Here is a 25,117-nt window from a genome sequence, read left to right on the forward strand (position 1 = left end):
TCCACCGCCATCAGCTCGCTGAGCCGCCGGCTTCGTGCCTACTCTTCCCACGCATCGCCTTTACTTGTTATTTGATTAGGTCGCACTATATCACTCCACAGACCGGATGTCAATATGTCGAGTTGCCTCATCAGAGGTTCCGCAAAACTGCCCCCCAAAATAGGCGACGCTTTCAATCTCGAAGGGGGAGCTGATAATCTTGTTTATATCGTCCACGTTGGGCTCGGCCATGTAGGCTCTTGTCTCCTGTCGAAGTCTTCCCTCGCGGGGAACAGTTTCCTTGCTGGTCACCAGGTACCTGCTGGGGACCCACCCCTCGCTATGGCCGACTCTAACCAGCACCCACGGCGGACATCTCTCTTTCACAACTACTTCCTGGCCGGCCTGAACGGTTCCAGGGGTAGATAGTTCGGTTGGCGAATTGCTGGGATAAAGATTCATGGTCATCCGACTGACCGGCATAGATGGCTTTGTGGGACCCTGGCGAGCTGTTGAGTCACAACCAGATCCAACAATGAGGAGAGCGACGAGGAAGATGCATCTCATTGACTGACATATACGCCTAATCAACATGCGTGTACTCCTCGCTTCCCATCCAGGCTCTATTACAGGCCCGTTGCTAATCGGAGGAGGATATCGATTTCTTTTTTCAGCCAGGGCCCGTAGCCAGGCAACGAGAACAAACTCCACTTGGTCTGATCATCCGTGTTTTGAATCCCGAGAAAAGCATCGTTAGGGTTTCGGGGGGCTGCGTAAACGATTATGTCTTTGTGTCCGAAATCATTCATCCCTTGTTCGGGCTTGTACGTCTCATAATAAAGGCGAATCCACAACCCCTTACTCTTTACCTCGTTCTTTTCACTTTGCCGGATTATCTCAAGATGGTCATGGCCTTCGGCAATATTCTCTATACCAAGGCCGCCACGAAGGGCTATCCATCGTAAATTTTGAATATCCGATACCAATCCGTATGGTTTTTGCCCGGGGGTTACCTTAAGAGTAAAACGGTCGTTGTCTCGTTGTACCACGATCTGGTGAAGCGTTTTCTTATCTTGCTGAGGTTGAGTCTCGCCCGGATTCTGTTCGGTTTCCGCACTCAGTGGAGTCACGCTCTGCCGGGCATCGGGATTTCCTGCGTTCTTGCCTGCTCTGTTGCTTGTTGAACAAGCACTGACTGTGAGTGTGGTAACAACGATGAAGAGGGAAAGCAAAAAAGCTGACAGCCACTCTTTCTTCACCCGCGCAACCCCCTTATGATACTGTGCCCCAAGTAATAGAGACCCGCGGGGCACCTACTTTGTTCCTGCCGTGAGGGTGGATAGTCAGGAGACTGGCATTCAGTCGCCACCCTGCCCCCCGCCATTACCTGCATTGTTTTCGATGCGGTGGATCCTAAGAGAGTCTGGGTGGGAGCTGGGAAGCAAGACTGGGAACTTAGCAATGGAGCCACCCTGGAGCCGAGTAGGATGGGTGTATACGGCGGTTTCTGCGTTACGCAGGACGGCGGTAAAACGTGGATTGCAGCGATCCCGGGCTCCCCTGGGCGAGAGGGGTACCGTGGTACGAAGACCTCGTCGAGGTGGTGCACGGGTCCTATCGTCTCGAAGTGATCTTGGTCTTACCAACGAAAAACCGACCTTCGGCTGTCGGTGAGACAGGCCGCGGCCATCTCTGCGGTGGGCGTTCATCGCACAGAAGTAGATCCTGGGATGATCTTCCAGAGGGCAAGTCCGGCCATGATGACCAGGAACAGAATGATCATGCCGGGAATCGCCGCCGCGAGGGCGATCTTGTATCCTACAAAGTTGCCGAACAGCATGACCACGCCGGAAATCACCAGCACGAGCATGGTCTCAAGGAAGTTGAGGTTCATCAGGCGTTACCTCCCTCTCTGGCCCCAGGAGATTTCAAGGCGTAACGGCCGAGTATGGGCTCGAGTTTCCAGTACATCCAGTGGGTCATGGGTAGGGCAAGGAAAATCGTCGCGTAGACCCCGTCCGCCATGGTAGCGAGGTTCGACGCGCCGGCGAACGCCGTAATCTGGTCCTTCAAGTGTGGATAGAGAGCGATGAGGCTACCTGAAGATGCCGCCATCATGCTCCCGCTCCCAACACCGCAGGCCATGGCGAGCGCGTATGGGTGGAGCGGAGTGACACTCGCCAGGAATCCCGCAAACAGGCCCATAAACACGGCCCCAAACAGGGTCCCCACCACATACACACCGAGAACGCCGCGCCCCTCGGGACTGTCGAGGCCGTACTTCTCGCTGATAATCGCGACGTTCGGCTCACGGCCGATGGAGTGGGTAGCCCCTATGGTTTCCCTTTTCAACCCCAGGAGAATCGCTATCGGCACCCCGATCAATGCGGTCCCGAGGTTGCCGAGTTCCTGAAGGATGAGCGCCGGGCCTGCGCTGAGAATCGTCTTGATGTTTGGGCCAATGGTCACCGCTATCTTTGCTACCAGAAAGAGTATGGATACCGTTATGATGGGGGATGCGACCTTGCTTTCGTCCGCATTGAACAGCTTAAGGTGCGCGATCCCCCGCCCGGCGTTACCGACACCCAACCAGAAGAAACACCCGGGTGCCTTTTCCTGGAATATGGCGAAGTCCTCTCCTCCCATCGACGGCAACGGCCTGACTATCGCACGACTGTGACCGAGCACGCAATGGACGCAGTCCTGGCGGCGGCGTGCGCGATGGCCTGCGCGGGCCTCGATCCGGTATTGGACGAAGACTGCGTTGCGGAAGTACTGCAGGAGTCCCGTTCCGGCAGCGTACGGTAACAACCACGAGCGAAGGAAGGTGCAGCAATGACGAGTGGGGACGAATACGAGACCCTATACTGTTGTTTTGTACAGTAGATGTCCCGTGGTTTTTCAGACCGGGTGGGTGACGGGCGCAGCCCCGAACATTTTTGCCGGTAGCAGCGTCTAAACACCTGTGGATCTGCAAGGTTGGAGGACTATTAGATGGTGAAGAGGCTCAGGATGGTCGTACTGGTTCTGGCTCTGTTGATCGCAGGTTGTGCCCCGGGAGCGACGAAGCCGCCTGCCTTGCCTGGCGCTGGAGGGGCCGGTGGCCTGTCCGCGGTCCCGCCGGAGGCTGCGGCGAAGTTCGAGGACGCGAAGCGCGCATTCCTGGCGACCTTCAAGGAGGAAGCGATATACGGACGCGCGCAGGGCAGTGCCGGGTTCCAGTATCCTGAAAAGGAAGCGCTAGGAAAGCTACCCGCCGGCTCGTTGTTGGCCGGAATCAAGGAAGGCCTGGCGGGCGCGAAATCCCGGCCCGAGATGGTTTTCTGGCTGGACTTGTTTTCGGTTGTGCCTGACCACGAACCGGGCGCCGCCCAGGTTCTCCTCGATTATCTGATTTCGCTTCCGCCGGAGGGTGACCGCTACCTGGCTTATCAGAGCGGCCGGGTTCACCTGGCGCGCCTGATGAGGGAAGAGGATGCTGCGTTACTTATGTCAATGCTGGGTCGTTACGATGAAGGATTGCAGTACCTCCTACTGTCCGTGTTGCACGGGCAGGGGATTCTGACAGTGGAGAAAGCCATAGAGCTGCTCAAGCAACCGGACGTGTACGCGCAGGCGGTGGTGGCCCACCTGGATCCGATCACGGCGGGGGTCCTTTCGCTTCTGGGCAAAGACTTCACCAAGTTCACAACAAAGACGCAGGTAGTGGTGGCCGAGAGAGTAGGACACCTCTCAAAGTGGGGGCCCGGTGAAGGGCTCAAGAGGGATGCACTGTCCTGGTTGAATACAATGCTCGAGAAGTCCAGGGAACCTGCGGTGAGGCAGGAGATACTCTATCAGGTATACCAGGTAAGTGACTCGAAGGAATCGCTCGACCATCTCGTGGTGGAGGTAGAGAAGGACGGCACGACCCCGGGCCTTAACATCTGGGGAAACCACTATCTGCTACGTGAAATAAGGTCAAGTTACCCGGACAGCTACCTGGCGCGTGGGTTTGTAGCGTATGAAAAGGTGCGCGGGCGGCCGTACTTCGTCCTCGACTTCTGGGACTCCATGCGCAACGACCCCTGGCCGTTCAAATACGGATCGGGACAGTATGAACCGGCGAAGGAGATCCCGGGCTGGCTTGAGTTCCTGGAGGATTTCTCAAAACACCCGGGAGCGGACGACGCCGCCTACCGGCTGGGCCGCTGCTACGAGCTTCAAGGGAAGTGGAAAGAAGCGCTGACCTGGCTGGCAAAGGCCGCCGTGCTGCCTGACGGGGACCTTCACTTCGATTCGCGCGGGCGCCTCCTGTTCGTCCTCGACGGGAGGGTTCCGCCGGCGGAGCTGGAGAAACTGGCCGGTGACCCGGAAGTTGTTCCCGAACTCAAGCCACTTATCGAATACACCCTCGCCGTCCGCGACATTCGCGATGAGAACTATCAGCGGGCGTCGGAGCGCCTGGCGGCATTCATCGAACGCTACGGTGACAAAGGCGCAGACGCTACGGGGGAGCTCCTGCTGGGTGGAGCCGTGGGAGTACGATACCCGTTCTGGGCGAGGATCAGGGAACAACAGGGATGGGTTTCGAGCCTCGCGGAACAAACGGCGCGGCTAAAGTCGGATTCGAGCAATCCCGAAGCGCTGTACCAGCTAGGGGCTGAAATCTATCGCAACCAGTTCATCTACTACAACTTCCTGTGGGCCGGGGCCAGGCAGGGGTTCAACTGGGTCGGCCACATCAATGAACTATGGGCGGAGATCCCCGAAAAGCAGGCCTATCTCCAGGGGCTCATCAATTACCAACACGCCTTGAAGTGCTTTGAGGCTGTAGAAAAGTCCCCGCAGGCGACGGGCGACCTGAAGGCCAAAGCACTGTACTCTCAGGGACTCGCGCACATCGGGATCCTGCAGTGGGGGTTGGACTCGGAGACGGTGCTCGGCGCAGAGTCCATACGGGGGAAGATCGTAGACACATACAAGCGTTTCATTGAAACGTATTCCAGGAGCTCCATGGCCGACGACGCCCTGTTGACCCTGTATGCCTACACGAAGGATAAGGCGTACCTCGAGAGGTTGCTGACGGATTACGCGAACGGCGACCGCGCCTGCGAGGCCCGGGAGTTGTTACAACAGGTAAACCCCTGAGAGAACATCGGGTACAAGGAGAGAGGGCGGTCATTCCGCCCCTTAAGTTCGGAAACCCGGAACGGCGCTCAAGAGGGCCGCAGCCCGCTCCCGCGATGATGTTCCATCGTACTGTACAATCTCTGCCTGCACCGCGTCGAGGTCCTTCCGGAGAGCTTGGGGTCCGGCACCGATCTCGCGCAGTCGCTCCAGCAGCACCTGGCACTGGCAGACACCCCGCAATCCCCTCCTCGAAAAAAACCGAGAAGTTTCGCGGAAAGGGGTTAAGAAGTAGGCATCTATCATCGATTATATATATCGGTGTGTAGACTTCCGCTTACCGATCTATCAAGCCTCCAGACCGCAAGCCCCAGGCTCAAAGCCCGGTATTCGGTACCGCCGAGGCCGCCGGAGAAAGACAACGGTAGTTCTGCCTGCGTCAACCCATCTTCGGAAAAGCGTGGAGGAACACTAATAGGACTTCTATACCCGGCGTCAGGATGCAGCCAACCGCGGGAGGAAGAGATGCTGCGCCTGCGTTCTTACCGGGCGCGGGGGGTATGTATGGACCTCGAATCAGGAATTCCTGCACTAGTACAGGATCCTTGTGTCAATATGATCCACAAGTATTTTCGAGCCGTCGAAAGACTCTCCGATTTGACTTGCAGGCCCACTTCCGTGCAGGGAGCGCTAGAGGGCTCTATTGATGTATTGATGGACCTGCTGCAGGTCAAACAAGCCTCGATCATGCTCCTGGATCCTCTGACGAATGAATTGAGCATCAGGGTATGCAGAGGGTTTCCAGCCTTCAGGGCGACAAACCGCTTTTTGAGGGCCGGAGAGGGGATCGCCGGACAGGTACTCTTACGAAGAGAACCCTATTTGGCCACCAGTAAGGAACGGTCGTCATCGCAATGCAATCAGTCACTCCCTGAATTCGATGCCGCCCTTTATATCCCTCTGGTGGTCGGGCACGAGGCCCGTGGCTTGATTACTCTCGGCAGCGTTTGGGAGAAACGGTTCTTTAGCGCTGCTGAGATTAAAATATCTTCAGCCCTGGCCGGCTACATTGCTCTGGCCCTGGAGAATACCAGGTTAGGCAGTGAGGTTTCTGGCCTCAGTCTGAACTTCCTGAAGAGCCTCGCTATGGCTATTGATGCAAGAGATAGCCATACCCGGATGCATTCAATGCGGGTGACCAGGTATGCGATAATGACCGGAATGCGAATGGGATTATCGCAAGATAGCATCGAGCTGCTCCGGAGAGGAGCTCTGCTGCACGATATTGGAAAGATCGGGCTCCCGGACAACATCCTCCTGAAGCCCGGGAAGCTGACAACCAGCGAATCCGAAGCGCTCCGAAGGCACCCCGAAATCGGGGCCAAGATCCTGGGGCCTGAGCCTTTTCAGCCTATTGTGCCACTGGTACTCTACCACCACGAACGATACGACGGTAATGGCTACCCCCATGGGTTAAAGGGAACTGAAATACCTCAGGGGGCACGGATCATCGCAGCTGCGGATGCTTTCGAGGCGATAACCGGCGACCGGCCCTACCGGCCGGCTCTTTCATATGAAGCAGCGGCAAGAGAATTGCAGCAAAACGCGGGAAGCCAATTCGATTTAGAGGTAGTGAACGCATTCATGGGGGTGTTGAACGAGGAAATTCGTAAACCAGCGCCTGATCGGTAAACCGGCAACCAGGAACCCAATTATCAAACAGATGTGATCTGTTGTTCAGGTGAGGGAGTCCGCAGGGGCTACCTGGAGTGGAATCCCAGGGAGTTGTTGGAGGCGGACTACTTTCACCAGGCAGTTAGATAGTGTGAGTTGGAGGTGCTGCCTGTGTCCCAACAGGCGCGACGAATTCCCGATGACATAGAAGCATCGGTAACGAAAATGCAGCTATTGCTGTTTTTTTATAATAATCCATTCACCCTGGACGACCTGGAGGGAGTCTCAATGTGGGTGGGCATGAACAAGGAAGACATTGCCGGTGAGGTAGAGCAACTCTGCCAAATGGGTTTATTAATCAAGCACGGGCGCGCTACTAACCCTTACTACAGCCTCACGGACGATCCTGAACTGGTTGAAGTGGTACGCTGCCTGGTCGAGAGGTTTACCAGAAGAAGTCGGAGGCTTTGAAATGGGGCCAATGAACCAAGAGGCGAAAATCCGAAGTAATAATACCAAGGGGGGGATTTCTGTGTCGACCATTCAAACAGGGATCGCTGGATTGGATGAAATCCTGTGCGGGGGGATACCCCGGGAGAACAGCGTGTTAATCAAAGGCCCCCCTGGGAGTGGCAAGACGATCCTGGCCATGCAGGTCATCTACAACGGGATTGTAGAATCCAACGAGCCCGGGTTGATCATCAGTTTCGAAGAATTCCCCCAGATGATCTACCGGGATGCCAAGAGCATGGGTTGGGACTTTCGGGAACTCGAACGACAAAAGAAACTGCGGGTAATGTCCACCTCTCCGCAAGTGATCCTGGAGCAACTGGGCGCCGGGCAGGGTGTTCTCGTCGACATGATAAAGGAAATCGGGGCCAGGCGGGTAGCGGTAGACAACATCACCCACTTGCAGCGGCTGGAGCAGGATCCCGTTAAGCTTCGGGAGCTACTTAATAGACTCATCAACGGGCTTAAGCGACAGGGGTTGACCCCGCTATTGATCGCGGAGACGGCCGCCGAGCAAGGAAGAGTGGCTTTCGAGGAATATGTGGTGGATTCGGCAATCATCCTCAGCGAAGAGCTGAAGGGACGCATATCCACCAGGTACTTGCGGGTCGTCAAGAGCCGCGGGCGAAACGTCGTCCCCGGGTTACACACCTTCAAGATCACCACCCACGGCCTCGAAGTCTTCCCCCGGGTCACCGCCCCGGTAACGATTCCGGATCATCAACCCGTTTCCGAGACGAGAAACAGTTTCGGAATCACGGAACTGGACAATATTCTGGGCGGCGGCCTGCTGAAGGGGGATTCCCTGCTGCTGGCAGGCGATTCGGGCTCGGGGAAATCGCTCCTCGGACTGCAGTTCCTGATGCAAGGAGCGCAGCAGGGCGAGTCGGGGTTACTGGTGGCGCTGGAAGAGCACCCTCGCCAAATTGTCAAGAACGCGGCCACCCTTGGTTTTGACCTGGCAGAACTGATCCGGGAGGGAAAAGTGACGATTCTCTGCACCTCTCCAGGGGAGTTGGACCTGAACGAACACTTACACGCGCTAAAGCAAATGGTGCAAACAAATGGAATCAAGCGGATAGTAATCGACACCATTAGCAACTACGAAAGCAGCGTCGACGACCCGATTATGTATAAGGAGTACATCCACGCTATTGTCAACTGGTTCAAGAACTGCGAGGTCACCTCCATCCTCATTACCGAGGTAGACGAGCTACTGGGACTTAACACCATCACCTTCCATAAAGTCCCTTTTCTTGTGGATACCATTATCCTCTTGCGCTACGTTCAACTGGGAACGGAACTCAGAAAAGCCCTGCTGGTGGTGAAGATGCGGGGTGGTGCGCACGCCCGGGACATCCGCGAGTACGTTATAGAAGAGCAAGGAATCAAAGTCCGCAAAATCAACCCGAAAGAAGTAAGGGAAAGACTTTCTTTCCAGCATTGCACCGGCCTTCTTTCCCAGTCTCCCCGGCAGCGTAGCGACCGTGGGTGATTTTGGCCCCGGTAACCATTTACTCATCGGCCCGGGAGGTTGGATTCGTGGGAAACAAGGAAGTGGTAATCCAGGGCAAAACGGTCAAGGATGCTTGCCTCACGGCCAGGAAGATTCTCCAGGCAGAAGAGAAGCACCTACAAATAGAAGTGCTGGACGAAGGCAGCAGGGGATTACTGGGCCTTTGGTGGCGGCCGGCCACCATCCGGGCGATTCTCCGGCCGGAACACACTTCAGGGCGACGGGATCGCGATGCCGAGGCGGACCGCGAGGGGATGGCCGAAGTAATCGGTGGTGTCCTGCGGGTACACGGGCCACATGGCACGGGACAGGCAGCAATGGTCATTCCAACTCCCGGAGCCGTCCTGCGCGTGAACGGGATAGTAGTGCACGGTCCACGACAAATACGCGAGGATGAAGAAGTTGATGTCGAGCCCGTGGAAGAAGTGCGCCCGGCCGGAGTGGAGGTGGAGGTCTCCGCCGATGGCTTTACAGCTAGGGCAAAAGTAACCCCGCAGGTTACCGTTCGCCACGAGTTGGTAGACCAGAACCCACAGAGTGTACTCCAGTTGTTCACCCAACACCACGAGGAAAGGATCAAAGTAATCGCCGCGGCTGACGTGGAAGCGGCCTTGTGGACCAAGGGGGTGACATTTGGCCTTAATCGCGAGGAAATCCTCTTAGCGGTGGAGACCGCGGACGGCGTGCCCCGGGTAGTAGCCAGGGGTGATCCGGTCAGAGAAGGACAGGACGGTTTCATCGAATATCTGTTCGACCGCGAGCCGGTGGAGATCGTCTATGGGGATGAAGAGAAGGTCAATTACTGGGAACGGTACGTTTTCCCCTCCGTGAAGGAAGGAGAACTGCTGGCTGTACTGCACGAACCGGTGCCAGGAGTACCCGGGAGGAAAGTAACAGGGGAAATTGTCTTGCCGCGCCCCACTCGGGAAGTCTCGCTGCGAGTCAAGGACGGAGTCGTGATCGACGATGGCGGAAGAAAAGCCGTAGCGGCCATTGCTGGTAGGCCCGTTGTGGAAGGTTACCGCGAGCGGTATTTGAAGGTCGTCCAGATGATGGTACACCCCACTGATGTGGACATGAAAAGCGGCAACTTGAGTTTTCGGGGGGACTTGTTGATTCTCGGCAACGTCAATGAGGGAATGCGGGTGGTGGCTCACGGGGACATTACCGTGATGGGGAACAGCTCGGGCGCGGTGATCCAGGCCGGGGGCATGGTAATATGCCGGGGAAGCCTTATCGGCTGCCAGGTGCGAGCGGGAGGATTGAAGTTACTCTACAACCGGCTGGCTCCTTTGCTGAATAGCCTCGACCAGATCCTGGAGCAGATTGCCCGGGAAACCAACAGAATACGGCAGCATCCTGTTTACTCCGACAAATTGAAAAAGACCGATGTCAGCAGGATTGTCAGGTTCCTCTTGGAGAAAAAGCGCCAGGAGATTAACGCGATTGTAACTGAATACGCCACGGCCCTGGAAAAGATCGACCTACCATTTCCGGCTGTCTTCCGTGAATTGCCACTGAGTATTAAGAACTTGGTTCTCGGTCCGGCTGGCCGGGAAGAGTCCAGCACCGATGAACTGCAGAGAATGCTCGAGAAGAAAGTGGAGATCGACCACCTCCTTGACTCCCTGCCCGATCAACCGGGTGACATCCTTTGCTCTTACGCACAAAACAGCGTTCTGGACGCCACCGGCAGCATCGTTGTAGCAGATCAGGGATGCTACCATTCGGTTCTCACGGCAGGGAAACGGGTTAAGATAAACGGCGTTTTCCGGGGCGGTGAGATATCTGCGCTGGGGGATGTCTATATAGACGAAGCCGGATCACCGGGCTTTTCCACCCGTAAAACGGCGAGAATTAAGGTGGCCGAGGAAGCAGTGGTTGGTATACGCAAAGTCTTCCCTGAGACGACGGTTCAGGTGGGCAATCGTTCCTTCGTCTTTTACGAGGAAAGGAATCGCGTAAGGCTATACGTGGGACCAAACGGGACTCTTAAAATAGGAACTCTTGGGAATGATGAGAAACATCCCGGTGGAGACCATCGGGTAGTAGCCGGCGATAATTAGGCAGACCTGCGGCGATGGGGCCCTCCGCCGTATCAGCCCCTCGCGCAAAGGGTCATTGTCCACTACAAGATGGAACCCATGGACAAGGAAGAGGTGTTTCCGTACGTCGCTCACCAGCTCAGACTGGCCGGCGCGGCCACAGAGGTGTTTATGGAGCAGGCGCTGGAGGCTATCGCTTCCCACTCGGGAGGCTGGCCAAGGTTAGTGAACAACCTGGCCAGGACGGCGCTGCTCTTGGGATCCCAACTGAAGCAGAACCCCATAGACGCCGAGACCGTGAGGCTCGCGTCCGCCGAAGCCAGCCTCTAGCCCCGTACGCCGAATAAATCCAACACGGTGGCGCCTCCCCGGCGCCACCTTTCCCTATGCAGTGGAACGCTCGCCAACCCAGCGTGCAAAATGCAAATCGAGGGTCAGGACAAAGTGAAAGAAGACGGGAGGGACATCCAAAGGAATCTGACAACTTGCAGATTGGCACGCGATTTCAGGCTTGAAGACTGTGCAAAACACGGGGTGTGCTAATGTGCAAAGTCACACTGATTGTTTGGCGTCACGACACGCAAGTCCTACTGAGTACCTGATCCAATTCTAAAGTGTTAGGGGTTGACGGCCTCGTTCATATCAGTTCGGCAACAGGCCCGTTAGCAGACACATTCCGCCCGTCTGTATGAAGACATCGAAGGCTGCCGATCTGAGTCGGCTGGAAAGATAGTTTGCCTAGGCTAGTAGAAGCCATGCGATGGGAAAGCCGATCAAATCCCGATGCATTGGTGCCGGTTGCGGGTTGAACACCTACATAGCGGAATCACGCTTTCAGTTGGTCTGCTATCACCACCTCGCGCGGAGGTAAACCATCTGGCGCGATCCTTCTTGACCGGTGGCTGTCTTCACGGACATTGAGCACGTTACGGCGGTGTGTCGAGTCTGCCCAGAATGGCTGCAGCGCCTGTAGCACTATCGACCGGACCTTCTAAGAAACCTACCGCTCCGGTGTCATAGGTGGCTGAATGGGTAGAGACTCGCTCCTCTTTGTGAGATTAAACCTCGCGATAGAGACGATTCGGATTTCATCCGGGTCATCCTCATCGTTGAACTCGACAACCGCTATAGTCCCGTCCGGTAGGTCCTTAATGGCCAAAACCCGACGCCGCATTGAGCTGAAGTCTTGACGCGCGAGCTTAGCCATGTGAGAGACTTGGACCCGGCCAATCATCTCACTATCTTGCTGGCTCTTGGCCTCAATTGGAAGGATGTGAAGAGTACCCTTTCTATCGATGCCTACGTAGATAGCGTCGACCTCTACCTCGCCGGAGTCCTTGACAAAGCTCCTGTAATGATTTTCGATATGGTAGCAGGTCAGACCTGTGAAGATGTCGACGAGTCGATTGTACAATACCCGCGTAAGCAAGGACTGCTCGTCGCGGCGAAGTAGGCCCTCCACTACCTCAGGAATGGCATTCAGTATTGCGACAGGTTCGTAGTCACCGAATCGGATCTCGAAACGGGGAGGGTTCCTCAAGAGGCGGAAGGCATACTGTCCTCTTCCACACGGTTCAATAGCCCAGTGCCCGAGAGCAACGATTTTCTCTGGAAGCAGCCGTCTCACCCGATATGTGTAGATGATGTCAGGCACATTCCTGATGGTGTATCCACGTTTCTCACTAGCTTCGGCAAGTTCGTCCTTCGTGAATCTTAGGTAACTCAAACCGGGACGGTAATGCTTGAAGAACACGTCGACCATGATTTCGTCATAGCGCGTGAGCTCCAGCTCGCTACTGGAGATCTCGTTTTGTCCTGACAACACAATTCACTCCCTTGGACGGCGGATAATCAAGACGTTCTCGTCAATATCTCGCCTAGTCGCAGTCGCCCGGCGGGTTCTCCAAAGGTCGATGCCTTCAACCTCGTAACCGGCCTTTAGGGCCACTTCGGCCAGCAGCTTGGCTGTCTGAATATGCACCCGGAAGTAGGACATCTGGTCGCCGACAACATAGGCGCATCGAGCTCCATGTTTGAGATGTGGCAATAACGAAGCCAAGTGGCGATACATCCCTCCGAAGTACAGCAGAGTCACTTTATGGTACAGTCGTTCAAAGCCAGACGTCTTGTGTAGTTCGACCCTCCGCCTTTCAATCTCCTCCGATACCTGTACTATCGGCTTTATATCGCGAATGAACCGGTCGTCGTCGTCACGGGCAAATACCGTTCGAGTATTGCTCCGCAGAAGATGGTCTTTGACGTGGCGCAAATCACTCTTACTGCGGATCAAGCCGAGTAAGACGCTCTCCAGCCTAGTACTCCGGGTATAGTCCTTCTCGTTTGGGTACGGTGGAGATGTCACTACACAGCCTATAGGGGGTAAGTCATCTACAAGATTCAATTCACGTGCATCGCTATCGAACATGTAGCACTTGGGCTCGGGATTGCCCACAGGCAAGCCTTGCACGTATCTAAGGTCTTCTATCATCTGGCTCACCACGGTCCAATAAGCACCTACTATGTCGGAATCGGGTCTCTGAGGCAAACGATAGACCTCGGGGCCAAAACCCACATTACCTGCGTACGCCACTATTGTCTTTGCGAGGCCAACCTGCAAGAACTTCATCTCGGGTCCATCGGGAACAATCCGCTCAAGCGCCTGTCGCAATGATAGCACACGTGTGAGCTGGTTCCGTCCAATAAAGCCCTCCGGGATTAGGGAATAGGCCTCAGATGGCAGGATAAAGTCAGGGTCGAAGCTATTCGGATCTCTTACTCTGGATATGGCGGCCCAACCTGGCAGTGACAGTTGGGTCCGTCTCGAGCCAACTGTCGGTAGACCACTCAATGTTACGCAACCATCCGCGTAGTCTATGATGTGGTCAAGCAGGGCCCGAATTCTCACGGTGTCTAGGCTCCAATGAGTCTTGACACTGGACGCTAGAAAGAGCATCGGATTCGCCTCAACACCGGCGCTTCTAAAACCACGGAGTTTGGCTTCGACTGGTGTGGTACCCGTCCCGCAGAATGGGTCGAGAACAAGGTCGGACTGCGGGTCGACCCTAAACGCCTTGAGATACTCACGCACGAGGTGCGGGGGGTAACTCAAGACGAATCTGTACCAGTCGTGAATGGGCTTGTCATCTGCTTGGAGGCGATTGCCGTTTGATGTATTGCACGGAGATTCCCTGACGTCCCAGGTAGCCAATCGAACTTGTCCTCCTTAAGGAGTCATCTGCCCGATACACTGGCTTGGTCTAGGTTCATATTCACGCTTTGCCTTTGTCTTCCCTGTCGTGCGAACCGAGTAGAATCTCAATTGGTGATGTGAATATAACGGGGCATTGACATAGATGTCACCTCGTGGTTGCCTATGAATGTAAGCGCCAACAAACATCTATACGAGAGACCACGAAGTGGCCAACGACAGCTTCCCACTTTTGGAGTAGCTTAGCAAGACCGGTATGGAGCAAAACGCTCCCACCGATCCAGAAATGTTCTCAAGGTGCTCTCGTAGGATCTTACCTTGCGCAGCCATTAGCTCCGACCTCCATCCCCAGGGGTTCCGCAGATTTGCTTAAGGCGAAAAGGGTAGGGCCTGGTTAGAGTGGGGAATTGGGCAGATGGATTAGTTTGGGCATTTTCGAATATTCTGGTTGACAATTGGATCTGTTAGCTCGATTGGATCTAGCAGCTCTAGTCTGGGAAGTAGGGTTATTAGCAGGGGAAAGCGGACGCGCTGTATGCGACGTCTTCATTCATAAACGAGGTAGAGAGTCAGGGGAAATGGGTTGTAATCAGGGTTAAGCAGGAGAACCGGCATATTATCAGAGATGCTGAGGGGCTGTTTCGAAGAGGGGGCTTGATTACGAAGGTAAGGGGCTGGATGATTTCAAGGGTTCGAGGTATGACGTGAGGATATGGGACGAAGAGGGGTTCACGATCTGGGACGGGGTGCGGGTGCCATTAAGGTGTTTGAGGGTTGAAGAGTTACGGCACAGTCTGAGGGACGGGGAGCCGGTGAGCGAGAGAAACACGAGTTACATAGTGACGACGTGCCCTAAAGGGCTGGTGAAGGCCATTACAGTGTGGAAGATCATGCACGCGAGGTGGGACATAGAGAACGAGGTATTTCACGAAGCGAAAACCTACTGCTCACTGGGACACTGTTTCATTCACGATGAGGTAGCGACGGAGGTTTTGTGGAATCTGCAGGTTATTGCGCTGAATCTGTTTTTGTTGTTCAGGTATAGGGCGCTAAGGAAGGCAGATGGGACGACGCATATAGGCATGGCGAGGGCGATCCTGATGGGGTTAGCGAGTCTGCCCGAGCCGGTATTTGTTGGGACTGGATGAAAGCGTGGGCCTCAGGCGGAGGGTGTCCAGTGAGCGGGCAATAGCAGAGAATACAGTGGGAACAGCCCAACGGGCATCTTCACCCCCAAAACGAGCCTCGGTGCGAAGGCCCTTTTCTCCGGACTCTGACATGACCAGGCTTGGTTTCAGAGCAGTTTTGCGGAACCTCTGGGGTTCACCTACTAACTGTTGACATGGACAATACTTTTACAATATTAATATTATGAGACCAAACTGGGGGCCATTCGAATGTCATCGAGAAGCCAGCGGCTCAACGACCTAATCACTCGCATCGCCAACAAGCTCGTATTCCTCGAGGGCAAGGTTCTCAAGGACACGGATTTCTCGGATCTCACACTTGGGGAACTGCACGTAATCGAGGCGATCGGGACGGAATGTCCGCGCTCGATGTCGGAGATTGCGGGGACTCTGGAGATCACGCTGGGCGCTCTAACCCCCACGGTTGATCGCTTGGTCAACAAGGGCTACGTCAGCCGCAGGCACTGCGAGGACGACCGGCGACTTGTACTCGCGGAGTTGACCCCGCGTGGCAAGGCCGTGTGCGAGGAGTATGCCGTGAAGGAGGCTCAGGCCATTGACCAGATCATCGGCTCTCTCACAGCGGAGGAGCTGAACATACTGGAAGCACTCCTGGAAAAGTTGTTTAACCAGGTCACCAGATTGATGTGAAGAGCAGTACCTTGAGGCGAAGGCGAGGGGGCAGCTCAAGACGATGAGGTGGCTGGCCGAGAACTCCACCGGGCGGCCCGTGGCCATGACGATGATCATACTGGTAGTTGTGGTCTTCGGATTGTTTTCTTTTAAACGGTTGCCCGTCAACCTTTTCCCCGACGTTGAAACCCTGGTGGTGACCGTTCTCACAACCTACCCGGGCGCCGGCCCGGAAGAGATCGAGAATCTCGTGACCACACCCATTGAAGAAGCCGTCTCCGGTATCACTGGCGTGGCAAAGGTGAGGTCGGTGAGCAGGGAGGGGGTCTCAGTAGTTGCGGTTGAGTTCGAGTTTGGTGCGGACATGGAATATGCAGCGCTCCAGGTCAGGGAAAAAGCAGAGCGCGCGAGGTCCAGGCTCCCTGATGACGCCGACAATCCGATCATTCACAGGTATGATCTGGGATCAAGGCCTACCCTCCTGCTTGGCGTGAGCGGGAACGCGGACGCTGTCAGCATGAGGAAACTTGCGGATGACACGATCAAGCCTGTACTGGGGAGGATATCGGGCGTAGCTGCGGTCGAGGTGACAGGCGGTGCCAGGGAAGAGATCCGCGTTATCCTTGACCAGGAGAGGCTCAGCCATTTCGGCCTCACTTTCGGCGACGTGGAGCGAGCCCTGGCTGCGCGAAACGTGAATGTCCCCGGCGGGCACGCCGAATCCGGGAAATCGGTCTATGTTGTCAGGACGCTCGGGGAATTTCGGTCAGTCGCGCAGATGGGCGACGTCGTGGTGGCTGTGTCGGGGGGTTCGGTAGTCCGCCTGAGGGAGGTCGCCGAGCTGGAGCGTACGGTGGAGGAACCCGAGTATTACACGAGAATGGACCGTAAGGCAAGCGTCGGCGTTGAAATAAGGAAACAGAGCAGCGCGAGCGCTGTCGGCATATCGAGGCTCGTCTCAAAAGCGATCGATGGGCTGCAGAGGAAGCTTCCTGAAGGGACACAGGTGAGGGTCGTCTTCGATCAGGGGAAGTTCGCCCAGCACTCGATCAGCACTGTCTACAACCAGGCATGGCAGGGGGCCCTTCTTGCCGCGGTGGTGCTTTATTGCTTTCTGCGAAGCCTGAGGCATACATTGGCCATCGCCGTGTCCATACCTGTGTCTATCATTGCCACGTTCTTTATGATGTACCTTGGAAAGCTGACCCTCAACATAATGTCGCTTGGCGGGCTGGCCATAGGGGTCGGCATGATGGTGGACAACTCGATCGTTGTCATGGAAAACATCTACAGATGGGCGGAAGAGGGCCACGAGCCATGGGAATCTGCCGTGAGGGGGACTGTCGAGGTAGGCGGCGCGATCTGGGGGTCGACCATTACGAACGTGGCTGTTTTCCTCCCCATCGTATTCATGAAGGGCATAGTCGCCCAGTTCTTCAGGGAGCTTGCGCTGACCGTGACGTTCTCCATGACGGCGTCGCTTGTCTCCGCTGTGACTGTTGTGCCAATGACATGCTACCGCATGCTCCTCATTTCACGTGGCAAGGCGCGTGGTGTGTATCCCAGTCGCGCAGCAAGAGTATTGGAATGGGTCAGGTGGGGAACGGATCAGGGGGTGCCCGGCGTTTACCGCAGGGCTCTTGCCTGGTCTCTCGATCATAGAGGGCTCGTCGCCCTCATCGCGGCGTCGTGCGTCTTTTTCACTATTGCCATCATCCCCTTCGTTGGGGGCCAGTTCATGCCGGAGTGGGATGAGGGGCGATTCACAGTTGAGCTCGAGATGCCGGCGGGGACCCCCCTTGAAAGGACTGACCAGGTCGTGGCTCAGGTGGAGGAGTACGTGTCGGGGATTGAGGAGGTCGAAGCCGTCTTTGCGACAACCGGCCGCGGTAGGGCGAGCCTCGCCGACATCTCTGCGACGCACCTTGGGTCTGTCGAGGTGCAGCTCGTTTCCAGGACTCGGCGGTCGCGCTCGACCAACGAGATTATGGAGTGGGTCAGGCACCAGGCATCGCGGACTCCGGGCGCCAGAGTCAGGGTGGTCAAAGGCGCGTTTCTCGGCATCACGATGGAAGCGCCTCTACAGGTCACAATTCAAGGATCCGACTACACGGTCCTTGAGGATGCCGCAACAATGCTCGCTCAAAGGCTAACGACCATCCCGGGAACTAGGGACGTTCGCACATCGATTGAGACGAGGCTCCCCGAGGCTGTCGTCGCAGTCGACGACGAGAGGGCGGCGACGCACGGCCTGACGACATACCAGGTGGCGGATGCCATTCGTACTGCCCTGACCGGTCAGACGTCAACGAATTACAGGGTCGGCGGCAACGAAATCGCTGTTCGCCTACGCCTACCGGAGCCCCAGCGAAAGCAGCTGGACGAACTAGGGAACCTTAGAATCCCGACGTCCCTGGGCACAACCGTAATGTTGCAGGACGTCGCCGGTGTGACGCTGGGCAGTGGACCGACCGCGATCAACCGTGAAAACCAGGCTCGCGCTGTTTCGGTGAGCTGCAGCACAGAGGGGCGTGACTTGGCCAGTGTCATGGTTGAAGCCGCCAGGAGCATGAGTTCTATACCGTTGCCTCCCGGCTACTCGTGGGAGTTTGGAGGGGAAGCTGAGCACATGCGGGAATCATTTGATAGCCTCGGTCAGGCACTGGTTCTAGCCATCCTGATAATATACATGTTGCTGGGGGCTCAATTCGAGAGCCTCCTCCAGCCCTTCGTCGTGATGCTTACAGTGCCCCTGTCTGCGCTCGGGGCGTTTTGGGGGCTTCTCCTCGCGGGTCGAACCGTGACAATTGTGTCGTATGTCGGCCTGATCATGCTAGTGGGCATAGTTGTGAATAACGCCATTGTGCTCGTTGAGTACGTCAACCTCCTGCGTCGCCGCGATGGCATGTCAATTCGCAACGCTTTGCTTAAAGCGGGACCCACGAGGCTGAGGCCGATCCTCATGACAAGCCTGACCACCATACTGGGAGTCCTCCCCCTGGCCCTGGGGCTGGGCGAGGGTGCCGAGCTCGAGGCGCCACTGGCCACCGTGGTTGCGGCGGGCCTGGCGAGCTCGATGGTGCTGACGCTGATAGTCATTCCGGTAGCGTATGACCTGTTCGAAAGGATATCAGACTGGCTTACTACACGGATCTACGGTGGAAACCACAGCGCGTGAACCATGGCAAAAAGGGAGTGTGAATACTCCTGTGTAAATGGTCTCTGCAGTTGTTCCCTGGGCGCCTCACGCCATGACCCGATTCACTTCTATCGTGACTTGGGGCAGGCATCGAGGATGTTCCGCACAAAGTGCGTCTGGCAGCGCTGCCAGGTTGCGCCCTGAAAGTGCGTCGTAATGGCCTTGACCAGGCCCTTGTGGTCGTCCGAGACCACCAGGGCCACCCGAAGAAATCCGACCAGCTCCCCTCCGATTCGCTGTCGCCCACTTTCAGCCCTAACACCTCGCGGTAGCCCTTCGCAAAACGAATGCGCAGAGATGTACCACGCTGAACGTCATCGCCGTCCGATTTCGCGCGGACCGGGCAGTGAGTCATCACTTGCGCGAGTACTCATCGGCCGTGTATCATCTACACTAGCACTGCGTGTAGGCCGGATTGGCTGCGAGTGATTACGGCGTGTTCGCGGAGGACTGCGCTTTGTCCAGTCAGACTGCCCATGGCCCGCCTCATAGCGGTCAGCGCCGGAGGTTCGAGGCCCTTTTTCAAGCCGCGAAGCCCTCCGGGCGATTTATCGTGCTGCTTACTTTCTGGTTGGCGCTCTGCGGCCGCATTGATCCGGGATCGGTGGTTATCGGACTAATCTGCTGCGCCTTCGTGACGTGGTTCAACGTGGCGGACTCGCCTCGTCCGGTCCAACCTCCAATGAGGGCGCTTAAGACGACGTTTCGATTGCTCGCCTGGGCCCCCGTTCTTCTCGCGAGGTTCGTCTTTGAAATGGTATCGGCCAACATTCAGGTTGCACGCCTTGTGCTCCACCCCAGAATGCCGATCGAGCCCCGGGTCATCAGGTTCCGGACGAAGCTCCGTGGGACCTCGAGCCGCGTGATGCTGGCAAATGCTATTACACTCACCCCCGGAACCCTTACGCTTGATATACAGGGAGATGAATTCGTGGTACATTGTATCTCCGCGAAGGCTGCGAACGATGTCTCAAATTGGGTGATGGAAGATATGCTTGCCCGGATGGAAATGATGGCAAATGGCGAAAGCAGCGCTTGAGGTTTGTGCTATAGTACTCATGCTCCTCACGTTCTTGAGTTTCTCAAGGGCTATCGCGGGACCGACCCCTGCTGACAGGGTGGTCGCCGTGAACGTTATTGGGACCAAGACGGTGGTGATAGTCTCGACTCTCGCCTTCGTTTACGACTCGCTCCATTTCCTGGATGTGTCCCTGGTTTACGCCCTGATGAGTTTCCTGGCGACTTGCGGTATAGCCGCTTACCTGGAAAAAGGGAAGGTGATCGACCCCCGTGTTCTCGTCGACCCGGGAATTCGTGGTGGTAGTGCTGGCGGGCCTGGGGATCTTCTTTTTCACGGTGGGAACCATAGGTCTCCTGAGGTTCCCGGGTGTTCTGCCCCGTATCCACGCGACAACTAAGTGCGATACCCTCGGGGGAGGCCTGATGATCCTGGCGCTGGCAGTCTACTCAGGCTTGAACGCTCATACAGCCCGGCTGCTCTTGATACTTGCCTTTATCTGGCTGACGAATCCGGCCGGCTCGCACCTGCTCGCCAGGGCTGTCTATAGAACAAACACAGAACAGTCCGAAATGTTGAAGTCCGAGCCTGATGGAGGAAGTATCTCAAGTGCCTGACGCCATGAGTACGATCCTGCTCACGTTCCTCGTCGTATCAGCCGCATCCGCGGCTCGGACAAGAGATCTCGTCAGCGCGGTAGTGCTCTTCGCCGGCTATAGCCTGGTAATGGCCATCGTGTGGCAAAGGTTGAACGCTCCCGATATCGCAATAACGGAAGCAGCGGTAGGCGCCGGGATAACGTCTCTGTTGTTCCTGATGGCGATCAGCCGCACCGAGAGGTACGAGAGATGAGGACGGTTGCATCAGCGTTCATCCTGGGCCTGGTCGCGGTCGTGCTCATAGGCATAGTATCCGAGATGCCGCGGTTTGGAGGCCGTTCGAACCCGGCTCTGGGAACAACCTACCCGAGATACACCGGCTCCGCCATCGGTGATACGGGGGCCCAGAACCTGGTTACCGCGATAGTCCTCGACTACCGCGGTTTCGACACCCTCGGGGAGACGACAGTCCTGTTCACAGCGATCCTCGCCGCCACCCTGGCGCTGGCGGCGGCGAAGCGTAAGACTGGCGATCCCGGCGAATGAACCTCGCTTCTATCGTCATCATTCCGTGGGAGGTCCATAAATGGATAGCACAATAGCTCGCACGATCGGGCGTCTGGTGCTGCCGTTCATCCAGGTTCTGGGGTTATACATAGCTTTCCATGGGCACCTCTCCCCTGGAGGCGGATTCGCAGGAGGTACCGTCGTCGGCGCGAGCCTGATCCTCGCGCTCCTCCTTGACATCCCGTTTCGAGGCAAGAGCGTTCTAAAAGAGTCTTTCGCACTCGCCGAATCCTCGTGCCTCGTCATCTACGCAATGATTGGTTTCGTGGGGATCGCGGCGGGGACGGGCTTTTTGGGGAACCTCTCGGCGGGGTTTCCTCGCGGAATACCCGGCAGCGTACTGTCGGCGGGCTACATGGTTCCGCTTGGGGTAGCGATCTGTCTCAAGGTGGCGAGTACCATAGGCTCCCTTTTCTGGGCCCTGGCCCGAGAGGACGGCCAGGAGGATGTCCGGAATGCGTGAAATGGTCGAGTCCGTGGCCACGAATCACTATTATCTCGCGTCCATGCTCCTTTTCGTAATAGGGTTTCACACGATGTTGACCCACTCCAACCTGGTCAAGAAAGTCATGGGGCTCAACATCATGGAGACAGCCGTATTCCTGTTCATCGTATCGAGCGGTTACATCGAGGGAGCGAAACCTCCGATCGCGGAGGGGCCGTGGGATCGCGGTCCCTTCGTCAATCCGTTGCCGTCGGCCCTCATACTCACGGGCATAGTGATCGCGGTGAGCCTGACGGCTTTCGCCCTCAGCCTCATCGTACAGATGTACAGGTTTTATGGAAGCCTCGACGCCGACGAGATAGCCCGAATCCGGCTCGAAGAGGGGGGAGAGCAGTCATCGTGGAAAACGCGCCGGCTCTGGTAGTCGTCTTCTTGCTACTCGGGGCGTTCCTGATCCCGATCGTAGAAATGAAGTGCCGCAGGTTCGTCCCATGGCTGGTCGTGGCGCCCGCCCTTTTATCGTCTTCCCTCGCGCTGATCATGCGGGCGAAGGTCCGGAGTGAGGGGCCGATCAGATACTACGTCGGCGGATGGGCGCCACCTTGGGGCATCGAAATGCTCGTAGACGAATACACCACGACCATGCTGACAGCGATCTTCCTGGTAGGCGTACCTGTCCTGTTGTACTCCGTGGCGTCCATCCCCCACGAGCTATCGCCCGATCTCGCCCCAAGATACCATGCTCTCAATCTGCTTCTGCTGGGGTCGCTTTGCGGCATGGCTATGGCGGGCGACATCTTCAACCTGTACGTATTCATGGAGATCTCTTCGCTCGCGGCGTGCGGCACCATATCCGCCAAAGGTACCCGCGACTCCGTTGAAGCCAGCCTGAGGTATTTCCTCCTGAGCGAACTGGGATCTGGATGTATCCTTCTTGGGATAGCCATACTTCACATGTTGACAGGGCACCTCAACATGGGTTTGTGCCTCGAGTCAATGCCTCGCGCCGCCTCTCTGGCGCCGTCCAACGTGGCAGCGGCAGCCGGACTCGTATCGATAGGCCTCCTCGTGAAAGGGGCTCTGTTCCCCCTGCACATCTGGTTGCCGGACGCGCACGCTGTTGCTCCCGCCCCTTCGAGCGCCATACTCTCAGGTCTCGTGGTGAAGGTCGCGGCATTTGCGCTCTGGCGAGTGCTCAACCGTGCTTTCGGTCCGGAGATGACAGCCGGTTTCAGGATCTTCGACATCATCCTGCTGATGGCCACACTGGGCATAATCCTCGGGTCAGCCCTGGCTCTTAACCAGACGCACCTTAAGAGGATGCTCGCCTTCTCAACGGTGGGACAGGTGGCCTACATCTTCCTTGGCCTGGGGTTCGGCTCTGAAACTGCCGTGCATGGGGCCTTTCTGCACCTGATGAATCACGCAGTCGCGAAAGCGTGTCTCTTTCTAAGCGCGGGCGCCATCTCGCAGAGGCTCGGCGTGTCGAGCATCCAGAAGATGGCCGGGATCGGGAGACTCATGCCGATAACGATGGCCTGCTACAGCTTGGCTGCTTTTTCCATGGTAGGCATACCGCCCTTGGGGGGGTTCACGAGCAAATGGTACCTGGCAAAAGGGGCACTGGAAGCAGGGCGCCCCATCTACGTGCTGGTAATACTCGTTGGCAGCTTCCTGGCGCTGCTCTACACCTTCCCACCATTGGCTTCTTCGTTTTTCGCAACCAGCACAGGCTCCAGGCCTGCAGGCAGCGGGGATTCCGGGGAAACGCCCGCAGCGATGCTCATACCGATAGCCATACTGGGGGCCGCGTGCGTGGTGCTGGGCATAGACCCGGGCATAGCTGCGCGGCTGACAAGATGACCCCCGGACTCTGGGAATCTCCGGCGAATTGCGCTGTGCCGTTCGAATCGCCCAAGGGGAGGTGCCTCATTGACTGAGATTTCGTTGCTGCCACTGGCGGCCGTGAGTACGCCCACCCTGTCGAGCGTGCTGGTCTACGCGGTGGGCAAGAGGGCACTCGGCCTTGGAAGGATGCTCACGGTGCTCGCCTCAGCGCTCTCCCTCCTGCCCATAGCTCTCATGTATCCCATGGCCGCCCGCGGGGTCGTCTTAGAAGTCGCCCTTCCATCACTCCTCCCCCCGCTGGGGGTCATGTTCAGAGTCGACGGGCTGGGATACCTTTTCTCGGCGATGACCTCCGGAGTGTGGTGCCTTGTCACGATATACGCCATCTCATACATGAAAGGAGCGCTCAACCAGGCGCGGTTCTTCGCAGCCCTCCTGCAGACGCTCGGCGCTTGCCTGGGCGTGGCAATGGCCGGCGATTTATTCACCTTGTTCGTTTTTTTCGAGGTCCTCTCGCTGGCAGCATACGTATTGATCGTGCATGATCAGACTCAAGAGGCAATGCGAGCTGGTTTCAAGTACCTGGTCATGTCAGTCACCGGCAGCCTCAGCCTTTTCTTCGCCGTAGTGTCCACCTACGACGTTTCGGGAACCCTTTCCCTGGCAACCAGGGGCATAATTCCAGAGAAATCCGGCCTCACGCTTACCATTTTCATAGCTTTCCTGGTCGGTTTCGGTATGAAAGCGGGGGTGTTCCCTCTACACGTGTGGCTGCCCGACGCTCATCCGATAGCGCCTGCCCCCGCCAGCGCCCTGCTTTCGGGGATCATGATAAAGGCGGGTGCGTACGGGATAATCAGGGTATTCCATAATGTCTACGGAGCGCAGCTCGTTACGGCTGGCTGGTGGCCGTCCTTGCTCCTCTGGGCATCCGGCGCCAGCATGGTGCTCGGCTCTGGGGTGGCCATACTCCAAAGCGACCTGAAGAGAAGGCTCGCGTATTCCAGCATAGGACAGATGGGTTACATACTCGCCGGCGTGTCACTGGCCAGCAGTCACGCTCTCGCCGGCAGCATTTTCCACGTGTTCGGCCACGCCCTGGCGAAATCGTGCCTGTTCCTTTGCGCGGGGCTAGTCGCATCCAAAACCGGAATCAAGGACGTCGAAGCGATGGCGGGAGTGGGAAGGCGCATGCCGGTCACGATGATAGCATTCACCGCAGCGGCCTTGTCGATGGTAGGAATACCGCCGTTCAATGGCTTCGTGAGCAAATGGTGGCTTTCGCTGGGTGCGGTACAAGCGGGTGTTCCCCTCCTGCTCGGGCTCTACCTCGCATGTAGTATGATGGCGTGCCTGTACATCCTTCCGGTGGTGGTCTCGGCATTCTTCGGCCCCGAGCCCAGGGACCGGACGGCGGAGCGCACCTGCGGGGCCGAAGCACCGCTCGGAATGCTGATACCCGTAGCAGTACTCGCGACGGGGACTGTTCTGTTCTCCCTGGCGCCTGGCAACTTCGCCCTCGTACTGAGCAGGGTCTGGGCTGAAGGCGCGGGGCTCCGATGAAGTCCTGAGGGCATGAG

24 protein-coding genes and 1 pseudogene are annotated in these 25,117 nt (G+C 56.9%); 18 read left to right on the forward strand and 7 right to left on the reverse strand.

The features are described 5' to 3' along the window. Positions 1-90 precede the first annotated feature (90 nt). From HPY55_09080 to HPY55_09095, 4 genes are all read right to left on the reverse strand, one after another. A complete protein-coding gene (locus HPY55_09080) occupies positions 91-291 on the reverse strand; it encodes a hypothetical protein (protein NPV70782.1) in 201 nt (66 codons plus the stop codon). Between the two features lie 314 nt (positions 292-605). Further along, complete coding sequence (locus tag HPY55_09085; protein ID NPV70783.1) at positions 606-1,238, reverse strand: hypothetical protein; 633 nt, start codon at positions 1,236-1,238, stop codon at positions 606-608. A 446-nt stretch (positions 1,239-1,684) separates the two neighbouring features. After that, positions 1,685-1,873 (reverse strand): hypothetical protein, encoded by a 189-nt coding sequence (locus HPY55_09090; GenBank protein NPV70784.1) that lies wholly within the window; start codon positions 1,871-1,873, stop codon positions 1,685-1,687. Next, the gene (locus HPY55_09095) at positions 1,873-2,790 is read right to left on the reverse strand and encodes a DUF3100 domain-containing protein (protein ID NPV70785.1); all 918 of its coding nucleotides are present in this window, start codon (positions 2,788-2,790) and stop codon (positions 1,873-1,875) included. Before HPY55_09095 ends, HPY55_09090 begins: the two co-directional genes overlap by 1 nt. Before the next feature lie 183 nt (positions 2,791-2,973). Between HPY55_09095 and HPY55_09100 the strand changes: the two genes are divergently transcribed. From HPY55_09100 to HPY55_09125, 6 genes are all read left to right on the forward strand, one after another. Next, a complete protein-coding gene (locus HPY55_09100; GenBank protein ID NPV70786.1) occupies positions 2,974-5,109 on the forward strand; it encodes a hypothetical protein in 2,136 nt (711 codons plus the stop codon). A 543-nt stretch (positions 5,110-5,652) separates the two neighbouring features. Next, positions 5,653-6,780, forward strand: a complete 1,128-nt coding sequence (locus HPY55_09105) for an HD domain-containing protein (GenBank protein NPV70787.1) — start codon at positions 5,653-5,655, stop codon at positions 6,778-6,780. A 153-nt stretch (positions 6,781-6,933) separates the two neighbouring features. Next, positions 6,934-7,233: a hypothetical protein gene (locus tag HPY55_09110; protein ID NPV70788.1), complete on the forward strand. Its 300-nt coding sequence runs from the start codon at positions 6,934-6,936 to the stop codon at positions 7,231-7,233. 61 nt (positions 7,234-7,294) lie between these two features. Continuing rightward, a complete protein-coding gene (locus HPY55_09115) occupies positions 7,295-8,767 on the forward strand; it encodes an AAA family ATPase (GenBank protein NPV70789.1) in 1,473 nt (490 codons plus the stop codon). 47 nt (positions 8,768-8,814) lie between these two features. Then, positions 8,815-10,854 (forward strand): FapA family protein, encoded by a 2,040-nt coding sequence (locus HPY55_09120; protein ID NPV70790.1) that lies wholly within the window; start codon positions 8,815-8,817, stop codon positions 10,852-10,854. A 78-nt stretch (positions 10,855-10,932) separates the two neighbouring features. Next, on the forward strand, positions 10,933-11,163 hold the full coding sequence (locus HPY55_09125) for a general secretion pathway domain protein (protein NPV70791.1): 231 nt from the start codon (positions 10,933-10,935) through the stop codon (positions 11,161-11,163). A gap of 670 nt (positions 11,164-11,833) precedes the next feature. Here the strand turns inward: HPY55_09125 and HPY55_09130 are convergent. Both HPY55_09130 and HPY55_09135 read right to left on the reverse strand, forming a co-directional pair. After that, positions 11,834-12,655: a hypothetical protein gene (locus HPY55_09130; GenBank protein NPV70792.1), complete on the reverse strand. Its 822-nt coding sequence runs from the start codon at positions 12,653-12,655 to the stop codon at positions 11,834-11,836. Between the two features lie 6 nt (positions 12,656-12,661). After that, a complete protein-coding gene (locus tag HPY55_09135) occupies positions 12,662-14,041 on the reverse strand; it encodes a hypothetical protein (GenBank protein ID NPV70793.1) in 1,380 nt (459 codons plus the stop codon). 704 nt (positions 14,042-14,745) lie between these two features. Here HPY55_09135 and HPY55_09140 point away from each other — a divergent pair. From HPY55_09140 to HPY55_09150, 3 genes are all read left to right on the forward strand, one after another. Then, a complete protein-coding gene (locus HPY55_09140; protein NPV70794.1) occupies positions 14,746-15,189 on the forward strand; it encodes a transposase in 444 nt (147 codons plus the stop codon). Positions 15,190-15,438: 249 nt separating this feature from the next. After that, positions 15,439-15,879 carry a MarR family transcriptional regulator gene (locus tag HPY55_09145; protein NPV70795.1) on the forward strand — a complete coding sequence of 147 codons (441 nt, stop codon included), beginning with the start codon at positions 15,439-15,441 and terminating at the stop codon, positions 15,877-15,879. Positions 15,880-15,922: 43 nt separating this feature from the next. Then, entirely contained in the window at positions 15,923-19,039 is a 3,117-nt protein-coding gene (locus HPY55_09150) for an efflux RND transporter permease subunit (GenBank protein ID NPV70796.1), read from the forward strand. Between the two features lie 95 nt (positions 19,040-19,134). Here the strand turns inward: HPY55_09150 and HPY55_09155 are convergent. Beyond that, positions 19,135-19,337: pseudogene (locus tag HPY55_09155) on the reverse strand (IS256 family transposase). Between the two features lie 276 nt (positions 19,338-19,613). On the opposite strand from HPY55_09155, the gene HPY55_09160 reads away from it, so the two are divergent. The 9 genes from HPY55_09160 (at position 19,614) to HPY55_09200 (ending at position 25,100) form a co-directional block, all read left to right on the forward strand. Further along, positions 19,614-20,099: a Na+/H+ antiporter subunit E gene (locus HPY55_09160; GenBank protein NPV70797.1), complete on the forward strand. Its 486-nt coding sequence runs from the start codon at positions 19,614-19,616 to the stop codon at positions 20,097-20,099. Further along, positions 20,080-20,478 carry a cation:proton antiporter gene (locus HPY55_09165; GenBank protein ID NPV70798.1) on the forward strand — a complete coding sequence of 133 codons (399 nt, stop codon included), beginning with the start codon at positions 20,080-20,082 and terminating at the stop codon, positions 20,476-20,478. Before HPY55_09160 ends, HPY55_09165 begins: the two co-directional genes overlap by 20 nt. Then, positions 20,375-20,695 carry a monovalent cation/H(+) antiporter subunit G gene (locus tag HPY55_09170; protein ID NPV70799.1) on the forward strand — a complete coding sequence of 107 codons (321 nt, stop codon included), beginning with the start codon at positions 20,375-20,377 and terminating at the stop codon, positions 20,693-20,695. Before HPY55_09165 ends, HPY55_09170 begins: the two co-directional genes overlap by 104 nt. A gap of 4 nt (positions 20,696-20,699) precedes the next feature. Beyond that, positions 20,700-20,930, forward strand: coding sequence for a DUF4040 domain-containing protein (locus HPY55_09175; protein ID NPV70800.1), 231 nt, complete (start codon positions 20,700-20,702; stop codon positions 20,928-20,930). Continuing rightward, positions 20,927-21,223 (forward strand): hypothetical protein, encoded by a 297-nt coding sequence (locus tag HPY55_09180; GenBank protein ID NPV70801.1) that lies wholly within the window; start codon positions 20,927-20,929, stop codon positions 21,221-21,223. The genes HPY55_09175 and HPY55_09180 overlap by 4 nt, the downstream gene beginning before the upstream one ends. Positions 21,224-21,263: 40 nt before the next feature. Further along, positions 21,264-21,707 carry a sodium:proton antiporter gene (locus HPY55_09185; GenBank protein ID NPV70802.1) on the forward strand — a complete coding sequence of 148 codons (444 nt, stop codon included), beginning with the start codon at positions 21,264-21,266 and terminating at the stop codon, positions 21,705-21,707. A 1-nt stretch (position 21,708) separates the two neighbouring features. Continuing rightward, entirely contained in the window at positions 21,709-22,113 is a 405-nt protein-coding gene (locus HPY55_09190) for a cation:proton antiporter subunit C (protein NPV70803.1), read from the forward strand. Next, positions 22,089-23,552, forward strand: a complete 1,464-nt coding sequence (locus HPY55_09195; GenBank protein ID NPV70804.1) for a monovalent cation/H+ antiporter subunit D family protein — start codon at positions 22,089-22,091, stop codon at positions 23,550-23,552. Before HPY55_09190 ends, HPY55_09195 begins: the two co-directional genes overlap by 25 nt. Before the next feature lie 69 nt (positions 23,553-23,621). Next, complete coding sequence (locus HPY55_09200) at positions 23,622-25,100, forward strand: monovalent cation/H+ antiporter subunit D family protein (protein NPV70805.1); 1,479 nt, start codon at positions 23,622-23,624, stop codon at positions 25,098-25,100. The last annotated feature ends 17 nt before the right edge of the window (positions 25,101-25,117 follow it).

It is taken from the genome of Bacillota bacterium (assembly GCA_013178305.1).
In the GTDB taxonomy this organism is placed as follows: domain Bacteria; phylum Bacillota; class Sulfobacillia; order JABLXB01; family JABLXB01; genus JABLXB01.